The sequence below is a fragment of the Aeromonas sp. genome (genome assembly GCF_050252055.1).
GTDB classification, from domain to species: Bacteria; Pseudomonadota; Gammaproteobacteria; order Enterobacterales; family Aeromonadaceae; genus Aeromonas; species Aeromonas caviae.
On the sequence record NZ_JBFWLQ010000004.1, the window covers coordinates 174,148 to 191,711 of the forward strand.

Annotated in this window: 18 protein-coding genes; 3 read left to right on the top strand and 15 right to left on the bottom strand. The window is 65.4% G+C overall.

The features are described from left to right. Positions 1-197 precede the first annotated feature (197 nt). Entirely contained in the window at positions 198-1,010 is an 813-nt protein-coding gene (cysQ, locus tag AB7E19_RS08925) for a 3'(2'),5'-bisphosphate nucleotidase CysQ (protein WP_010675709.1), read from the bottom strand. A gap of 44 nt (positions 1,011-1,054) precedes the next feature. Beyond that, positions 1,055-1,663, bottom strand: coding sequence for an ADP compounds hydrolase NudE (gene nudE, locus AB7E19_RS08930; RefSeq protein WP_039040577.1), 609 nt, complete (start codon positions 1,661-1,663; stop codon positions 1,055-1,057). A gap of 147 nt (positions 1,664-1,810) precedes the next feature. On the opposite strand from nudE, the gene yrfG reads away from it, so the two are divergent. Next, entirely contained in the window at positions 1,811-2,479 is a 669-nt protein-coding gene (gene yrfG, locus AB7E19_RS08935; RefSeq protein WP_043152800.1) for a GMP/IMP nucleotidase, read from the top strand. A gap of 79 nt (positions 2,480-2,558) precedes the next feature. Here the strand turns inward: yrfG and AB7E19_RS08940 are convergent, their stop codons facing one another. After that, positions 2,559-3,665 carry an NADH:flavin oxidoreductase gene (locus tag AB7E19_RS08940; protein WP_427935002.1) on the bottom strand — a complete coding sequence of 369 codons (1,107 nt, stop codon included), beginning with the start codon at positions 3,663-3,665 and terminating at the stop codon, positions 2,559-2,561. Between the two features lie 116 nt (positions 3,666-3,781). Between AB7E19_RS08940 and AB7E19_RS08945 the strand changes: the two genes are divergently transcribed. Beyond that, on the top strand, positions 3,782-4,687 hold the full coding sequence (locus AB7E19_RS08945) for a LysR family transcriptional regulator (RefSeq protein WP_042864913.1): 906 nt from the start codon (positions 3,782-3,784) through the stop codon (positions 4,685-4,687). On the opposite strand, the gene tyrS is transcribed toward AB7E19_RS08945, so the two are convergent. Continuing rightward, complete coding sequence (gene tyrS / locus AB7E19_RS08950) at positions 4,682-5,947, bottom strand: tyrosine--tRNA ligase (protein ID WP_427935005.1); 1,266 nt, start codon at positions 5,945-5,947, stop codon at positions 4,682-4,684. The genes AB7E19_RS08945 and tyrS overlap by 6 nt on opposite strands. A gap of 145 nt (positions 5,948-6,092) precedes the next feature. Between tyrS and AB7E19_RS08955 the strand changes: the two genes are divergently transcribed. Continuing rightward, positions 6,093-6,902, top strand: coding sequence for a helix-turn-helix transcriptional regulator (locus AB7E19_RS08955; RefSeq protein WP_427935007.1), 810 nt, complete (start codon positions 6,093-6,095; stop codon positions 6,900-6,902). 48 nt (positions 6,903-6,950) lie between these two features. Here AB7E19_RS08955 and exeN read toward each other — a convergent pair whose 3' ends face one another. The 11 genes from exeN to exeD form a co-directional block, all read right to left on the bottom strand. Then, entirely contained in the window at positions 6,951-7,709 is a 759-nt protein-coding gene (exeN, locus tag AB7E19_RS08960) for a GspN family type II secretion system protein ExeN (protein ID WP_322131128.1), read from the bottom strand. Next, positions 7,706-8,197, bottom strand: coding sequence for a GspM family type II secretion system protein ExeM (gene exeM / locus AB7E19_RS08965; protein ID WP_010675717.1), 492 nt, complete (start codon positions 8,195-8,197; stop codon positions 7,706-7,708). The genes exeN and exeM overlap by 4 nt, the downstream gene beginning before the upstream one ends. Continuing rightward, a complete protein-coding gene (gene exeL / locus AB7E19_RS08970; protein ID WP_427935132.1) occupies positions 8,194-9,378 on the bottom strand; it encodes a GspL family type II secretion system protein ExeL in 1,185 nt (394 codons plus the stop codon). Before exeL ends, exeM begins: the two co-directional genes overlap by 4 nt. Positions 9,379-9,489: 111 nt before the next feature. Further along, positions 9,490-10,515: a GspK family T2SS minor pseudopilin variant ExeK gene (gene exeK / locus AB7E19_RS08975; RefSeq protein WP_322131129.1), complete on the bottom strand. Its 1,026-nt coding sequence runs from the start codon at positions 10,513-10,515 to the stop codon at positions 9,490-9,492. Next, the gene (gene exeJ, locus AB7E19_RS08980; protein ID WP_322131130.1) at positions 10,505-11,146 is read right to left on the bottom strand and encodes a GspJ family T2SS minor pseudopilin variant ExeJ; all 642 of its coding nucleotides are present in this window, start codon (positions 11,144-11,146) and stop codon (positions 10,505-10,507) included. Before exeJ ends, exeK begins: the two co-directional genes overlap by 11 nt. Positions 11,147-11,190: 44 nt before the next feature. Next, a complete protein-coding gene (exeI, locus tag AB7E19_RS08985; protein WP_257713654.1) occupies positions 11,191-11,544 on the bottom strand; it encodes a GspI family T2SS minor pseudopilin variant ExeI in 354 nt (117 codons plus the stop codon). 65 nt (positions 11,545-11,609) lie between these two features. Further along, positions 11,610-12,173, bottom strand: a complete 564-nt coding sequence (gene exeH / locus AB7E19_RS08990) for a GspH family T2SS minor pseudopilin variant ExeH (RefSeq protein ID WP_201933026.1) — start codon at positions 12,171-12,173, stop codon at positions 11,610-11,612. 47 nt (positions 12,174-12,220) lie between these two features. Next, complete coding sequence (exeG, locus tag AB7E19_RS08995) at positions 12,221-12,652, bottom strand: GspG family T2SS major pseudopilin variant ExeG (RefSeq protein WP_010675723.1); 432 nt, start codon at positions 12,650-12,652, stop codon at positions 12,221-12,223. 116 nt (positions 12,653-12,768) lie between these two features. After that, the gene (exeF, locus tag AB7E19_RS09000) at positions 12,769-13,989 is read right to left on the bottom strand and encodes a GspF family T2SS innner membrane protein variant ExeF (protein ID WP_039040588.1); all 1,221 of its coding nucleotides are present in this window, start codon (positions 13,987-13,989) and stop codon (positions 12,769-12,771) included. Between the two features lies 1 nt (position 13,990). Then, positions 13,991-15,496, bottom strand: coding sequence for a GspE family T2SS ATPase variant ExeE (gene exeE, locus AB7E19_RS09005; RefSeq protein ID WP_010675725.1), 1,506 nt, complete (start codon positions 15,494-15,496; stop codon positions 13,991-13,993). Beyond that, on the bottom strand, positions 15,496-17,550 hold the full coding sequence (exeD, locus tag AB7E19_RS09010) for a GspD family T2SS secretin variant ExeD (protein ID WP_010675726.1): 2,055 nt from the start codon (positions 17,548-17,550) through the stop codon (positions 15,496-15,498). Before exeD ends, exeE begins: the two co-directional genes overlap by 1 nt. Positions 17,551-17,564: the final 14 nt, after the last annotated feature.

Here is a 17,564-nt window from a genome sequence, read left to right on the forward strand (position 1 = left end):
TTTCGATGAAATGCATGTTTTCAGAATTAACTGAAATTTATGCCAGTGCAGCCAGATTGGATGTGATGATCCACTGCCGTTATCGCCATCACTAGCGAATCTCCCTGAAATCCCCGCAACCAGCCAGTGGATCACACCAATGCAATCAGGCGACCCTGTGGTCGCCTGATTGCATTCCCTGCGAGCTGGTCGACCCGTCAGTGGGCCAGAATGCGACCCCAGGCGAGATCCGGGTCCCCCATCACGATGAAGTCCGGGTTCTCCAGCGACTCGGTCTCGTTGTAGCTCAGCGGTTGCAGCGCCAGGCTGAGGATGCGCCCCCCTGCCGCCTCCACGATGCACTGGGCGGCAGCGGTATCCCACTCCCCGGTGGGGCCCAGGCGCACGTAGCAATCCGCCACGCCTTCCGCCACCAGGCAGGACTTGAGGGAGCTGGAGCCGAGCGGGATCAGCTCGTAGTGGATGGCCGGGTTGAGGCGACGGGTCAGGTTCTCCAGTTTCTGGCGGCGGCTGATGGCCACCACCAGAGAGTCAGGCTGATCGTGTTCATGATGGATGGCGCTGATGGGACGGCTCTCGCCGTTCGCCTCCTTGAAGGCGCCGTGACCGCGCACCGCCCAGTAAAGCAGATCGGATTCGGGAGCATAGATGACCCCGAGCACCGGGACATTGTCCCGCACCAGGGCGATCAGGGTGGCGAAGTCGCCGCTGCCTGCGATGAACTCGCCAGTGCCGTCCAGCGGGTCCACCAGCCAGTACTGGCGCCAGTTCGCACGCTGGCTGAAGGGGATGTCGGCCGCCTCTTCGGTCAGCACGGGGACATGGGGAGTGAGCGCTGCCAGCGCCTGTTTGAGGTAGGCATCGGCAGCAAGATCGGCACTGGTGACCGGGGTCGCATCCTCCTTCAACTGGCGTTCGAACTGACCGCCGCGATAGATCTCGTGAAGGATCCTGCCCGCCTCACGGGCGATCTCCTTGACCTCGGGTATCCAGGCCAACAACTCCTGCATGGTGCTTACCTCTGCCTCTGATTGCCAAACAGACCCTCTGCGGGCTAATTTCCCTGCTCCGCCAGCCATTTGCTGGCCAGCAGCAGGGCACTGATGCTGCGCGACTCGGTGAAGTCCGGTCGTGCCAGCAACTCGTCGATCCGGTTGAGGGGCCAGGGGATCACCTCGAGAGGCTCGGGCTCGTCACCGACCCGCTGCTCGGGGTAGAGATCCCGCGCCAGCAAGATGTCCATCCGGCTGGAGAAATACCCCGGCGCCAGCGACACCTGCTTGAGCAGGGTCAGGCTGCTCGCCCCGAAGCCCGCCTCCTCCATCAGCTCCCGGTTGCCCGCCTCGAAGGCATTTTCACCGGGGTCTATCAATCCCTTGGGGAAACCCAGCTCGTAGGAGTGGGTGCCCGCCGCGTACTCGCGCACCAGCAGCAGGGTGTGGGCATCGAACAGGGGCACCACCATGACGGCACCCCGATTGCCGCCGCGCATCCGCTCGTAGACCCGCTCCTCGCCGTTGGAGAATTTCAGGTGAAGGGACTCCACCTTGAACAGCCGGCTCTCGGCCACGATCTCGGCCTTGAGGATCTCCGGCTTGCTCTTGTCATGGGCCATGGTCTCGACACTGAGGTGGACGGGATTGCGCTTGTGGGGATCGCTCATCGGGGGCTGACTGCTCGTTAAAAAATCGTGTTTCAAGAGTAAACGACTCCCCTGCCGAACACCACGGGGCAAAGAGGGGAAAGATGTCTGAAAAATCCGTTATAATGCGCCCCGTTTTTCCCATCACCACAGACATCGCGAGGCCCCATGTCGACTCCCCTGCCCTGGCACCAGATTGATACCGTGTTGCTCGACATGGATGGCACCCTGATCGATCTCCATTTTGACAGCCATCTGTGGCAAACCCTGGTGCCGGTGCGCTACGCCGAGCGACTCGGCCTGCCGCTAGCCGAGGCGAAGGCGCAGATAGACACCCACTATCATGCGGTCAACGGCACGCTCGACTGGTACTGCGTGGATTACTGGACCCGGACGCTCGGGCTCGACATCCGCGCCCTCAAACAGGAGATCCTGGAGAAGATCCAGTGGCGCCCCAACGTCATTCCCTTCCTGGCCGCACTCAAGGCCGCCGGCAAGCAGGTAGTGCTCTTCACCAATGCCCATCCCGCCAGCCTGTCGGTGAAGGATGCACGCCTCGGCCTCGCCCAGCACCTCGATCTGATGGTGAGCACCCATGAGCTCGGGTGGTCGAAGGAGAGCCAGCACTGCTGGCAGGCACTGGCCGAGCGGCTGGCGTTCGACCCGGCCCGCACCCTGTTCGTGGATGACAGCGAGCGGATCCTGGCTGCCTCGGCCGAGTTCGGCATCGCCCACCAGCTCGGCATCCGTCACCCCGACAGCCAGATGCCGCCGCTCACCTTCCAGCACTTCCCGGCGCTCGACGACTACGCCGACCTGCTCCCTCTCGGCGCCTGACACGCACAAGGCCCTCTTCATGAGGGCCTTGTCACATCAGCTCAACAGCCTGCCGAGCGCATCCCGTTCATGAAAGCCCTCAGGCCGCATCGCGCGGGGCCAGCACCCCCATGCCGGCCAGGTAGTCGAGGGCGCTTGGGGTGAAGCCGACCTCCGTGAGGTGCGCCGCCGTGAAAGGGGCTGCATGCAGAGGCAGGCCGCGGCTCACCCGTTCCATCCAGTCCGGATTGCCAAGGGCCGCCGTGCCCACCGCCACCAGATCGGCGCCGCCGGCCAGAGCCCGCTCCGCCGAATCTGCGTCGCTAATCTTGCCCGCCACCATGAGCGGCACCCGCCCGGCCAACCCGACCCTTACCGCCTCCAGCAGGGCGCCGCCGTCGGGATCCCCCGCCACCGCCTTGAAGCTGTCCCCCATGGAGAAGTGCAGGTAGTCGATCCCCTCGTCCGCCAGCAGGCGCGCCACCGCCAGCTGATGGGCCAGTTCGATGCCCTGGATATGGGCATAGCTCTCGGGGGAGAGACGCACCCCGACCAGGAAGCCCCGGGGTAGACGGGCGCGAATGCCGCGCACTATCTCCACCAGGATCCGCGCCCGGTTCGCGAGGCTGCCCCCCCAGCGGTCGGTGCGCCGGTTGTGCAGGGGGTTGAGGAAGTTGCAGAGCAGGAAGTGGTGGGCTGCGTGCAGCTCGACCCCGTGCAGGCCGGCACCATGGGCCCGCTCCGCAGCGATCACAAAGGCGTCAATGAGCGTCAGAATCTCTTCCTCGCTCAGCCCCTTGACCCCGAGGGGGTAACGCCCGCCCGGCGCCAGCGCGCACGGGCCGACTGGCGCCCCGTCGTTCAGCTCGGGCAGAGCCCGCATCCCGCCGTGATGCAGTTGCACCACCGCCAGCGCCCCGACCTGCCGCGCACTGTCGGCCAGGGCCGTGAAGGCCTGCTGCTGGGCGTCCGTCATCAGGGCAGGCTGCCCCGCCCAGCAGCGTCCGCCGGGCCGCACCTGGGTGGCAGCGGCGATGAGCAGGCCGAAGCCGCCACGGGCGCAGCGCGCCAGCCAGTCGAGCTCGGCCTGGCCGGGATCACCGCCTGCGCCGCTCATGTTGTGGGTCAAAGGGGCCAGCACGGCCCGGTTCTTGAGCCGCAATCCGGCTCGCTCGAAGTGGAAGCTGTCGCCCAGTGTCTTGTTCATCGTCCTCTCCCGGGATCGCAATGGCATGGCGGCCACTATAAACCCGGGCCGGGAGGATATAATCAGGCACACAAGCAAGACATTCATTCCCAGCAAGACACAATAGGCCACCCCTCATGAGTCACCACAAGCTCGACACCCTCTACCTGATGCGCCTGCTGGTCGCCATCGTCCGCTGTGGATCCTTCGCCGCGGCGGCGGCCCAGCTCGGCATCACCCCGAGCAAGGCGTCAAAAGATCTGCGCCACCTGGAGCAGAGCCTCGGCAGCGTGCTCCTGAGTCGCACCACCCGCCGGGTGCAACTGACCGACGCAGGAGAGCTCGCCTACCGCCAGGCCGACCAGATGATCGCCCTGCACGAGCAGTTGCTGGACGGCCTGCAGCGCCGCCGCTCGGCACTGTGCGGGGAGCTGCGCATCACGGCGCCGGATCTCTGGGGAGAAGTGGTGCTGACTCCGGTACTGCTGCGCTTTCGCGCCGACCACCCGGAGGTGCGGATCATCGCCGACTTCAGCAATACCCCGGCCGACCTGCTGCGCGACAACCTGCACGTGGCGTTTCGCAGCACTGAGCTCGGCACCCAGCCCTACCTGGCGCGCCCCATCGCGGTGGACGATCTGGTGCTCTGCGCCAGCGCCGACTACCTCGACCGCCACCCGCCCCTCAGCACACCGCAAGATCTGCACCAGCACAGCCTCATCACCCGCAGCCAGGAGTACGGCCGCCACGAGCGCTGGCCCCTGCTTGCCCAGGGGCGCGAGATCCCTCTCGAGGTAGCGGGCGAGCTGGCCTTCAGCAGCAAGAAGGCGATTCACCAGGGGATGCGCCAGGGACTGGGGATAGCCCGCCTGCCGCGCTACCTGGTGGCGGCCGAGCTGGCCGAGGGGGTGGTGCGCGAAGTGCTGCCGGACTATCGCCCCAAGGGGGCCCATTTCTACGCTCTCTATACCCAGCGCCGGGCCGAGTCGGCCCTGGTCGGCCACTTCCTCGACTACGTCATCGAGGCGCTCACCCCTTCATGAGCAGATAACCAGGTGGTACTGCTTCTTGCCCCGGCGCAGCATCAGGTAGCGGCCGAACAGCCGATCGTCGGCGGTGAGCGGCTCATCCTGGCGGATCGCACCGTTGACGCTGACGGCTCCCGCCGCCAGCAGCTCGCGGGCGATCCGCTTCGAGTTGGCCAGGCCGCACTCCACCAGCAGGGTCACCAGATCCGTTTCCCCCTTGATGCAGCTGCTTGGCATGCCATCTTGCGCCAGCTGGGCCAGATCGCTCTCCCCAAGGCGCGCTACCTCGCCACTGAACAACGATTCGCTGATGCGCTGCGCCGCCGCCAGCGCCCCCTTGCCGTGTACCAGTTCGGTCAGCTCGTCCGCCAGCACCTGCTGGGCCAGCTTGCGCCCCTGCCGCTTCGCATCCTCCGCCTCCAGCGTCTCAATCTCGGCCAGCGGCATAAAGCTGTAGTAGCGCAGGAAGCGGTAGACATCCTCGTCTGCGGTGCCGAGCCAGAACTGGTAGAAGGCGTAAGGGGAGGTGAGCGCCGGGTCGAGCCAGATAGCGCCCCCCTCGGTCTTGCCGAACTTGGTGCCATCGGCCTTGGTGATGAGCGGCAGCGTCATGCCATAGACCTGGGCCTGATGCAGCCGCCGTGTGAGATCCATGCCGCTGGTGATGTTGCCCCACTGGTCGTTGCCGCCGATCTGCAGGGTGCAGCCGAGGCGCTGGTTGAGCACGGCGAAGTCCTGGGATTGCAGCAGGGCGTAGGAGAACTCGGTGAACGAGATCCCCTGATCCGGGCGGGCCAGGCGCTGGCGCACCGATTCGCGGGCCAGCATGGCGTTGACCGAGAAGTGCTTGCCGATGTCCCGCAGAAAATCGAGGGCGGACATCTGCCCCATCCAGTCGGCGTTGTTGACCAGCAGCGGCGCCGCCAGCCCGTCGCTCGCTGGCAGCAGGGCGCTTATCTGGGCCGACAGGCTGGCGACCCAGCCCTGCACCGTCTCGGCGCTGTTGAGGGTGCGCTCGCTTGCCTTGAAGCTGGGATCGCCGATAAGGCCGGTGGCCCCGCCCACCAGGGCCACCGGGGTGTGGCCCGCCAGCTGGAAGCGGCGCAGCATCAGGAGTGGCACCAGGTGGCCGATGTGCAGGCTGCCAGCGGTGGGATCGAACCCGCAGTAGACGGTGCGCGGGGTGGCAAGATGGTCGGCCAGCGCCACCGGGTCGGAATTCTGGGCCACCAGGCCGCGCTGGGTCAGCTCATCGAGCAGGTGAGGATTTGTCATGGAGGGCTCCAACAGCAAGAGAAAGAGGGCCATCCTCGCCGTTTGCGGTGCTGGCAGATATGTCCCCCAAGGGACAGTTTTGCCACTCCCGTGCTAGCATCCTGCCATCGTGGGGAAACCATTCCCTGACCCGGAGCCCATCGCCATGCCCCTGTCTCCTGCCACGGATACCCTGAGCCTGACCGCCGCCGTCGATGCCCTGCACGGCAGCGGCTTCCCGGCAGCCCTGGTTCGCCTCATCCAGCAACAGGTGGCATTCGACTGTGCCCTGCTGCTCGGGGTGGGGCTGCGCCCCGTCTACCTCTACGACAACCTGCATCATCAGCGGGCCCTATTGTTCGACCGCTACCTCACCCGCCACTTCAGTCAGGATCCCTTCATGCAGGCGCTGGAGCAGGGGCTGGGTGCCGGGGTCTGGACCCTGTCGCAGGTGTCGCGGGGGCGGCTCGACCCCGAGTATCGCCACCACTTCTATCAGGCCACCGGCTGGCAGGAGGAGGTGGGGCTGATCCTGCCGGTGCGCGGCGGCCTCACCCTGATGCTGTTTCTGGGCCGCCTCGACAAGCGCAGCTCCCTCAGCCGTGACGAGCTGGCCAGGCTGGAGGCACTGTTCCCGCTGGTGCATTCGCTGTGTCGCCAGCACTGGCGGGAAGAGACACCCCGCCTGGCCCGCAGTCCGGCCAGGTCAGATGGCACTGACCTCAAGGGGGCGGTGGAGCAGGCTATCGCCAGTGTGGGGGGAGATCAGCTAACCCGGCGGGAGCGCCAGGTGGCGGGTTTGCTGTTGCAGGGGCTGGATACCGAGGCCATTGCCGGTGCGCTCGGCATCGGCAGCGGCACGGTGAAGAATCACCGCAAGCACCTCTACGCCAAGTTGAACCTGCACTCCCGGGCCGAGCTGTTCAGCTTCTTCCTCAATCACCTCATCACGGCGCCAGCCGGCGCGCGCCCATAACGACACCACCCCGCCGGGGCGGGGTGGTTCAAACCATGGGCAACGCCGTCAGATGCGGCCCTGATAACGCAGCGGGAAGCGCCCCTGCCCATCGGGCTGGCCGAGGAAGGGGAGCCCCTGTTTCATCTGGTCCGGCAGCTCGGGACCCGGTTTCAGGGTGCCCTGGAACAGGTACTGGCGATTGGCCTGCAACTCCAGTTTGCCCAGCACCTGCACCGCCTCCGAGCCCTGCTTGATCTCGGCCACCAGCCGGGAGTCGAGACAGGTGAGCGTGATCTCGGGATCCCCCAGGGTCAGCTTGCCCGCCGGGGTGTCCGCCTGTGCGTCATACCAGTGAAGATCCCCGTAAAGGTTGTCGCACCAGGGAGTGCCCTGGGCAAACTGGTCGATCTTGAGCTGCAACTGACCCGCCGCCGTCAGCGGGAAGGGAGGTCTCATCGGCACCCGCTCCAGCACCCAGAGGGCCGGCGCATTCAGGGTGATGTCGCGCCCGAAAGCGGCACCGTTCCAACCCAGGATCCCCTGCCCGTTGAGCCCGCTGCGCTCGCCAAAGCGCACCGACACCTCGGGCGCCAGCCGCAGCAGGGACCAGCCATCGAGATCCCAGCGCAACTGGGTGAGGGACTCGCTGGCATATTGCACCCGGGCGGCCTGACCGCTCCAGAGGGTGCCGCTCACCCCCTCCAACCGCACCAGATTGGGGGGCAGCGGCAGATGGCGCACCACCAGGGATGCTGGCAACTGGGCCAACAGGAAACCGAGATAGGCCAGCAGGAAGAGACTGGCGATCACTATTTTTCGCTTCATTGGGAACGACTCAACTGCAAACGTCTGACCTTGACCAGCCCGGGGGCCAGCCCCTCGCGGGCCAGCTCGATGATCTGCACCTGGACGCCGTATTGATCCGAGAGGGTCGCAAGCCAGATCAGCAGATCATCGAACGGCACCGTGTCTATCCATACCTGCAGCTCCTGACCCTGGGGCTGCAAGCGGGCAATCTTGATCTTCTGGTTGAAGGCGGTGCGGTTCACCACACCGTCCAGGGTACCGCCGGTATCGATCTGGCGCCCCTGTCCCCCCTGCATCGCCAGCACCTCCTGTCCCTTCTCCTTGAGCCAGGCCAGGGTCTGCTGCTGGTTCACCACCTGCCGCTCGCGCTCGGCTATGCGATTTGCCACCGGCTGCCAGATCGCCCAGTAGAAGAGCCCGATGAGCAGCACGCTGCCCCCCACCGCCACCAGCCGCTGCTCGCGGGCACTGATGCCGCGCCACCAGCTCTGCAGTTTGTCCATCATGACGACCTCCCCTTGAGCACCAGCGCCCCTTCGACCTTGCCTTCGGTGCTTCGCACCTCACCCTGCTGCACCTCGAAGCGCTTGCCCGCCAGCTCGCGGAAACGTTCGATCTCGGTGAAGCCGGGGGCCGTCACCTGCAACCTCAGCTCGCCCCGGGCTGCATCGAAGCGCAGCACCTCGGGCTTGAGGCCGGGCACCTCGGCAAACACCGGGGCCAGCTCGGTCAGGAGCAACAGGACGCCATCCTGGGGAGCCTGCCCCAACTGCTGGAGGTGCTGGGTCATCTGGCTGCGCACGTTGACGATACGCGTCTCCCCCGGGAAGATCCGGGTGTAGACCTGCCGGATCTCCGCCTTGAGGGCCTTGTCCTGTTCCGTCAGCTGGTGCAGATGCACACCGCGCTGCACCAGGGCCACCAGCAACAATACGCCTGCCAGCACCGCCACCTTGCGCCACTGCAACCAGTAGCGGGCGTATTCGGTCTGGGGACGATAGGGCCCCTGCAGCAGGTTGGCCTGGCAGGTCAGCGCCCCTTTCGCCAGCAACAGCATGGGCAGTTCCGGGTCAGCCCCCTGCCAGTTGCCCGCCGCCATGGCAGGGATGGGAGTATGGCAGTGAAGGGTGACGGGTTCGGTCTGCGCTGCCAGCAGCATGGCCAGCAGGGACTCCTCCGCCACTATGCCCTGATGGGGGCCCTGGCGGACCAGCCACTCCTCCCCCAGTTGCAGGGCTGACCAGCCATCGGCGGCGAGCGGCAGCGCCAGCACGTCGGGCAGCAGGTGCAGGGTCTTGAGCCCTGCCTGCTCCAGCCAGCCGAGCCAGGACTGCATCTTCCCCTTGTCCACCGCCATCAGATCCACCTCGCGGCCCTGATGGCCCAGCACCACCAGGTGCAGATCGTCCACGTCTGAGGCGATCTGCTCCTCCAGCAGATAGGGCAGGGCCGCCGCACTCTGGCGGCTGTATTTGCCCGGCAGATTGACCCGCCGGAAGATAAGATCGCTGCCGGGCACCAGGGTCACCACGGGGCGACCACCGGCACGCTCCTGCAGCTCGCCGAGGGCGTGCGCCGAGGCCAGGATGCCGGAGGCGATGATCTCCTGCTCCTGCGCCGACCAGACCAGCCAGTGCACTGGCTGCTGCGCATTGGTCCCCAGACGGATGACCAGACTCTCGCTCACTAATGTCTCTCCTGCCATGCCCGCTCCTCCCTCAGGGGGCGGGCGCACAGCCATGGGTTGCAGTCCAATCGGGGGATGCGCAGGTCAGCGAAACCGCCCCACGCCCCCTTGTTATTCGGCGCCGCCGCTCAGGCGACGCAGCATCACCAGCTTGTTGTCCTTGCCACGCTGGAAGACGGTCTCAAGCCTGGCGCGGGTCTCCCCCACTTCCGCCAGCAGGCGGGCCTCGAAGAAGCTGCTCTTGATGTCCAGGGCGCCATCCAGCCCGGTGATGGCACCCGGCTGAACCTGCAACTGTTCCGTCATCTCCTGCTTGTTCTTCCACCCCTTCTTGGGGCGGTTGGTCAGCACCCGCTTGGCATCGTCCAGCCCGATCTTCCCCTGGTAGAGCCCCACCAGCAGGGCCGCCTGCTCCGGCCGGATGGTGTTGATGTTCACCACCAGCTTGTCATTGGGCAGGGAGCACACATAGGGGGCCAACCGGGCGTACAGGCTGGCGCTCACCCCACGCACCGCCCGCAATTCGTCGGTGCCCAGCATCCGCTGGTTAGCCACCAGGTAGGGAGGATTGAGTCCCTCGTAGTAGGCATCCTCGGCCCCGTTGCTCGAGACCAGCTGGGTATCCTTGTCGGTCCAGTCGCGGATAGCGTCCGTCAGCTGTACCGCTTCGTAATCATCCACCTCGAGCTGGGCGAGCAGGGCCCGGAACACCTTGAACTGGTAAGGCTGGGCATCGAGATCGTCGCCGTTCTCCCCCTCCTTGAGGGGCACGCTCAGGCTGTTGAGGTTGAAGCAGGATTGCAGATCCCGCACCCGGCCCGAGAGAGTGCCATCCTCCACCGGGAAGACCCCGTCCTCCCGCGCCCAGTTCTGTCCCAGACTCACCCGATCCGGGTCGTCCTTGAAGTCCTGGTTCAGCACCTTGATCACCAGGGCCTCCGCCGACATGGCATACCACCAGGCCTGCTTGCCCAGGGTGAGGTTGGCGGTGCGGCGCAGCTCCAGTTGCAGGCGGCCACTCATGTTGCTGGCGACGATCACCATCACCGCGAGGATGAGCAGCACCACCAGCAGGGCCATGCCCCCCTGGCGGCCCAGTGTAGTGCGGGATCGGCCCCGGCCGCGCTTAATAACCATTGTCCGCTCGCTGGCCACCAGCACCGATCAGGAACTGGCGACGGATGGTGCCGTAGTCTTCAAGCTCCAGCTCCACCGCCAGCCCGTAGGGCAGCAGGTCGCGCTGGGTCCACTCCTCCTTCCACTGTCCCTTGTCGTAGAAATAGAGGCGCAGCGCCGTCACGCCGGTCAGCACGGGCTGAATGCGCGGCTCGGTGCCAATGGCCGGATCCGGATAGAGGTAGCTCAACCGCTCCAGGGTCTGCCCCTTGAGACGCCAACCCACTCGTTGCAGGCCGGAGCGCGGCAGTATGCCGTCCGGATTGAGCCAGCCGCCGCGAATGAAGGCCATGCCCCAGTCGTCGCTCTGCTGGCCGAAGCGGGACGCCGCCAGCAGCACCTTGTTGTTCTCGCCGTCGATGCGACCGCTGCGCGGCACCATCTGGGTAATGTCCCGCTCCAGCAGGCTGAAGGCGAGCTGCAGTTCCGAGAGGCGGGCCTCCTTGCGCTTGGCCACCTCGTCGCTGGTCAGCACCCCTTGCAGCACCTGATAGGCCCCCAGGCTCAGGGTGGCGAAGATGGCGATGGCCACCAGCATCTCAAGCAGGGTAAAGCCGCGGTGGTGCGATGGGCGGGTGTTGCTCTGGATCATCGGCTGACACCGGCTCCGGATCATGGACGCACGTTGATGAATGTTCATCGGCTGAGATAGGTCCGGATCATGGCCACCGGGCTGTCGGCCTTGGGCGCGGTGCGCACTTCCATGTCCAGCGCCCTGAAGTTGCTGTCCGCCGTGGCGACGCCGCGATAGCGCCAGTACCAGGTCTGCCCGGCCATCTCCTCGTCCCCTTCCACCCAGCTGTCTCCCGGCCACTTGCCTTCGAGCTTCTGCTGCACCAGCTGATTCTCCACCACCCAGGTCGCCAGGGTCTTCTGCTCCAGATAATTGAGGCCAGCCAGGTGTTCGCTCGCGGTCTTCATCACCGCCAGCCCGGCGATGGCAAACACCGCCAGGGCCACCATGACCTCCAGCAGCGTCATGCCGCGCACCCGGGCGTGTCCGCCCGACAGAGCGGTGCGACGCGCTAGAGCGCCCCCTGCGGGCCTGGCGCTCTTCACTCTTCTTCCTCTTCATCCTGCAACAGGGAGAGACGACCGAACTCGTCCCCCCTGACGGTACGCAGGTAGTGCAGATCCTCGTCCTGCTGGCTCAGGGTCAGCACGAAGGGAGAGAGCTCTCCCCCCGGAAAGACCAGGATCTGGGGTGTCCGCTCACGCTCGTCCCGACCCTGCTCCTGGCGTTCGTCCGACGCAGTGCGCCAGTTGAAACCTTCCAGCTCCGCCGCCAGGGTCATCCCCTCCGGCAACGTCACCGGCCCCAGCAGCTTGTCACCGGTCAGTGCGCGCCACTTGCGATCCTTGGGATCCCGGGACATAAACTGCCAGCCGTTCTCCTCGACCCGCAGCCCCAGCAGCCTGCCATCCATGACCGAATACTCCTGGGCCTGCTGCAGGGTCGCCATGAAGCGGCGCGCCTGCTTGTCGAGCTCCCGATCCCCCCTGGCGCCCCCCATGCTGAGGGTGACGGCGGTCGCCACCAGTCCCATCAACATGGCGACCAGCAACACCTCCAGCAGGGTAAAACCGGCCTGGTGACGGGCCGAAGAGGCCACCTTCATTCAGGCAGCCCCGGGGTGGCGCAGTGAGCACGACGCGGCGGAATCACTTATTGGAAGTCCTTCAGGTTCCAGTTGCCGATGTCGTCATCGGTCCCGGCTTCGCCGTCCATCCCCATGGAGAAGATGTCGATCTTGCCGAACTGGCCCGGGCTCAGCAGCTGGTACTGGTTACCCCAGGGATCCTGCGGCAGGCGCTTGATGTAGCCCCCTTCACGGTAGCTGCGCGGCTCAGGGGATGCGGTCGGCTTGTTGACCAGGGCGTCCAGCCCCTGCTCGGTGGTGGGGTAGCGGTTGTTGTCCAGCTTGTACATGTCGAGGGCGTTTTCCAGCGCCACTATGTCGGAGACCGCTTTTTGCTGATCCGCCTTCTCCTTGTTGCCCATCAGGTTGGGCACCACCAGGCTGGCCAGGATCCCCAGGATCACGATGACCACCATCACTTCCAGCAGGGTAAAACCCGATTGACGACGCTTTTGCATGACTGACTCCCTAACGAAATGAGATGGCATGAGCCATCAACGATTAACTGTTAAACCACGATCGTTCGATTGAATGTGCAGGTTCGAATGGCGAAGCCTATTCGGGCACCCGACCCTCACAGATTCACCATGTTGTTGAGCTCCAGGATCGGCTGCAGGATCGACATCACGATAAACAGCACCACCCCGGCCATGGAGACCACCAGCATGGGCTCGAACACCCCGAGGGCGATGTTCACCTGGGTTTCGAACTCCCTGTCCTGGTTGTCCGCCGCCCGCTCCAGCATGCTGTCGAGCTCGCCGCTCTGCTCGCCCGAGGCGATCATGTGCAGCATCATGGGCGGAAAAATTCTGGTTTCATCCAGCGACTTGCGCAGGCTGGTCCCCTCCCGCACCCGCTCGGTGGCCTCACCGATGCGCATGCGGGCATAGTCGTTGGAGAGCACTTCGCCGGCGATCTTCATTCCCTCCAGCAGGGGCACGGCGCTGGCGTTGAGGATGCTCAGGGTGCGGGCAAAGCGGGCGGTGTTGAGACCGCGGCTGACCCGACCGATCACCGGCAGGCGCAGTATCACCTGGTGCCAGCGACGACGACGCTTGTCGTCGGTCAGCCACCAGCGCCAGATCAGGCCGCCAATGCCAAGGAGCAACAGGAACCAGAGGCCGTAGTGCTGCAACAGCTCGCTGGTGCCGATGAGGAAACGGGTGGTGCCCGGCAGTTGCTGGCCCATGTGTTCGAACTGGGCCACCACCTTGGGCACCACGGCGGTGAGCAGTATGGAGATGACCCCCACCGCCACCAGGGTGAGGACGATGGGATAGATCATCGCCTGCAGCAGCTTGGTGCGCATGTGCTGGCGCTGCTCGGTGTAATCGGCGAGACGGTTGAGCACCTTCTCCAGGTGACCGGACTTCTCGCCGGCCGCCACCATGGAGCGGAACAGCTGGTCGAACACATGGGGGAAGGCCCCCAGCGAATCGGCCAGGGAATACCCCTCCACCACCTTGCTGCGCACCGTCGCCACCAGGCTGCGCAGGTGGGCCTTCTCGCACTGCTCGGCGACCGCCTTGAGGGCCTCTTCGATGGTGAGACCGGCCCCCACCAGGGTCGCCAGCTGGCGGGTGATAAGGGCCAGTTCTGCGGTGGAGGCACCACGGCGAAACAGCACGAAGCGGTTCGCCTCCCGCTTGGCCTTCTCGGTGGTCTCATTCACCTCGAGGGGGGTCAGCCCCTGCTCGCGCAGCAGCTGGCGCACCTGGCGGGCAGAATCCCCTTCCAGCACGCCGCTCTTGTTGCGCCCCTTGCCGTCGAGGGCCTTGTATTCAAATGCCGCCATCTCAGTCTTCCCGGGTCACGCGCAGCACCTCTTCGAGGCTGGTCTGCCCCTTGAGCACCTTGTCGATGCCGTCGCGGCGGATGCTGGGGGTGTGACCCCGGATCAGCCGCTCGATGGCGAGCTCGCCGCTGGCGCTGTGGATCGCCTCGCGCACCGCCTCGTCCACCACCACCAGCTCGTGGATGCCGGTCCGGCCGCGATAGCCGGTATGGTTGCACTGCTCGCAGCCCACCGGACGCCAGATCTGCTGATCCGGCGCAAGCTCGATGCCCATGGCAACACGCTCCTGCTCGGTGACAGGGTGCGGTGCGCGGCAATCCGGGCAGAGGGTGCGCACCAGCCGCTGGGCCAGTACCGCCAGGAGCGACGAGGAGAGCAGGAAGGGCTCGATCCCCATGTCCCGCATCCGGGTGATGGCGCCGATGGCGGTGTTGGTGTGCAGGGTCGACATCACCAGGTGACCGGTGAGGGATGCCTGCACCGCGATCTGGGCGGTCTCGAGGTCACGGATTTCCCCCACCATCACCACGTCCGGATCCTGGCGCAGAATGGCGCGCAGGCCACGGGCGAAGGTCATGTCCACCTTGCTGTTGACCTGGGTCTGGCCCACCCCTTCGAGGTCATATTCGATGGGGTCTTCGACGGTCAGGATGTTGCGATCCCGGGAGTTGATCTCCGAGAGGGCCGCATAAAGGGTGGTGGACTTGCCCGAACCGGTCGGGCCCGTCACCAGGATGATGCCGTGGGGCTTGCGAATGAGTTCGCTGATGATGTTGCGGTTGGCCAGCGTCATGCCGAGCTGCTTGAGCTCGAGGCGCACGTTGTTCTTGTCGAGCAGTCGCAATACCACCCGCTCGCCGTAGCTGGAGGGCATGGTGGAGACCCGCACGTCCACCGCCCGGCCGCCGATGCGCAGTGAGATGCGGCCATCCTGCGGCACCCGCTTCTCGGCGATGTCCATGCGCGACATGACCTTGATGCGCGACACCAGCAGGGAGGCGAGCTTGCGATGGGGGCGCAGGATCTCCCGCAGCACCCCATCGATGCGAAAACGGATCACCAGGGCCCGCTCGAAGGTCTCGATGTGGATGTCAGACGCCTCTTCTTTTATCGCCTCGCTCAACATGGCATTGATGAGGCGAATGATGGGGGCGTCGTCGTCGGCATCCAGCAGATCCTCGCTCTGGGGCAGCTCTTCGGCCAGGGCAAAGAAGTCCATCTCGTTGCCGAGATCCTCCATCAGCTGGCGCGCCTCGGAGGAGTCACGCTGATAGTGGGCCATCAGGAGCGTTTCGAACTCGTCGTTGCCAAGCTGCTCCACCGCGAAGGCACAGCCCGCCACCCGGCGCACCTCCAGCAGGGTCTGGGGGGCGATCCCCTGACGACAGAGCAGTACCGGGGCACCCTGGCGCTCGGTCAGGATGGCCCCGAAGTTGCGGGCAAACGCGAACGGCAGTTCCGGCAGGGGAGCCGGCAGCTCGCTGCCATCGAGCTGGTAGGCGGCCATCAGGGCTTGCTCTGCACGAAGGGCTGCTCCTGCACCTGGGCGCGCACGCCGGTGGCGGTCGCCTGCTGCTGGGCCTGCATTCTCTGGATCTGCTGCTGCACCTCGGGGGACATCATCACGTCCTGGCCATAGGCGGGCAGCACCTGGCGAGCCGGCGAGGTGGCATAGCCCTCTTCCGCAGCCCGGCTCAGCTGTTCGGCCCTGAACAGGGTGTACTTGTTGCTGGAGACCCCGGAGTAGACATTGGCGTCACGCAATATGGTCGGGCGGATGAAGACCATCAGGTTACGCTTGGCGGTGGAGGTCTTGGAGGAACGGAACAGGTAGCCCAGCACCGGAATGTCCCCGAGCAGGGGCACCTTGGAGATCTGCTCCTGGGTCTGTTCGTCCATCAGGCCACCCAGCACCACTGTCTCGCCGCTCTTGACCAGCACGGCGTTCTTCACGGTGCGGGTATCGAAGGTGGGGCCCAGGTTGGCGGTCCCGGTCGCCTGCTTCTGTGCCACGCTGGAGACTTCCTGCTCGATGTTGAGCAGCACGGAATCTCCTTCGTTGATCTGGGGCGTCACCACCAGCTTGGTCCCCACCGTCTTGCGCTCTATGGTGTTGAACACCTGATCGCTGGTGGTGGAGCTCTGGGAGCCGCTCTGCACCGGCACTTCCTGACCGACGTTGAAGGAGGCCTCCTTGTTGTCCATGGTGACGATGCTCGGGGTGGAGAGGATGTCGTTCTTGCTGTTGGTGGAGAGCGCCGTCACCAGCGCCGCCCAGTCCCCGTGATAGAAGCCTGCCGCCATGCCGCTGAAGCTGCCCGCCAGGGATGACAGACCGTCGGTGTTGCCGTTGTCTTTGTAATCCTTGGCGGCGATGGCCAGGGAGCCGATGGGCAGACCGGTGTCGGTGAACTGGGTGCCGCCGCCATTGGTGTTGGCCCACTGCACCCCGAGGTTCATGCCGTCACCATCCGATATCTCGACGATGATGGCCTCCACCAGCACCTGGGCACGGCGAATGTCGAGCTTGGCGATGACCTGCTCCAGCTCGGCCATCACGTCCGGCTGGGCGGTGATCACCAGGGCATTGGTGGTCTCGTCGGCGGAGATGGCGAGCTGGCCGCCGCCGATGCTGGCGCCGCCCGTGGCCGTGGCAGCCGCCCCGCCCTTCTTGTCGGCGGCGATGCTGGAGCTGACCCCCTTGAGGACGTCCACCAGATCCTTGGCCTTGCCATATTTCAGGTAGAAGACCCGGGTGTTGCCCTGGCTCTGCAGATCCCGGTCGAGCTGGCGCACCATCTGGATGATGCGGGCACGGGCCTTGGGCTCGCCGCTGATGACCACGGAGTTGGTGCGCTCGTCGGCCACCACCTTGGGGGAGAGCAGCAGCGAGGCGTTGGCCCCCTGATTGCTGCCATCCTTGTTGAGGTTGGTCACCAGCCGCACCATCTCGCCGGCGGAGGCGAACTTGAGCTTGATGACGTCCATGTCCTGATCCCCCGCCTTGTCCACCCGGCGAACCACCTCCACCAGGCGGTTGACGACGGCGGCGCGGCCAGTGATGAGCAGCACGTTGGAGGGCTCGTAGTGGACCACGTTGCCGCCGCCGGCGTTGTCGTTGAGCTGACGCAGCAGGGGGGCCAGTTCACGGACCGAGACATTGCGCACCGGTACCACCCGGGTCACCATCTCGTCACCCACGCCGGGGTTGGTGTCATCCACCACGGGGATGGCCGAGGTCTTGGCATCCTTGGAGCGCACTACCTTGAGCACGCCGTTGTTCATGGGCACCACGGCAAAGCCGTAAACGTCGAGCACGCTCAGGAAGAACTGGTAGTACTGATCCTCGTTGAGCAGGTCATAGCTGCGCACGTTGATCTTGCCGCGTACCGATGGCTCTATGATGATGGTTTTGTTCAGGTTCTTGCCGACCGTGTTGATGAACTCCTCGATGTCGGCGTTCTTGAAACTGGCGGAATACTCGGTGGCCCAGGCAGAACCGGCCATCATCAAGGCTGCCGCCATGGTGGCCAGACGCCAGCCCTTCCCTTTATTTGTCATTCTTGGTGCTACTC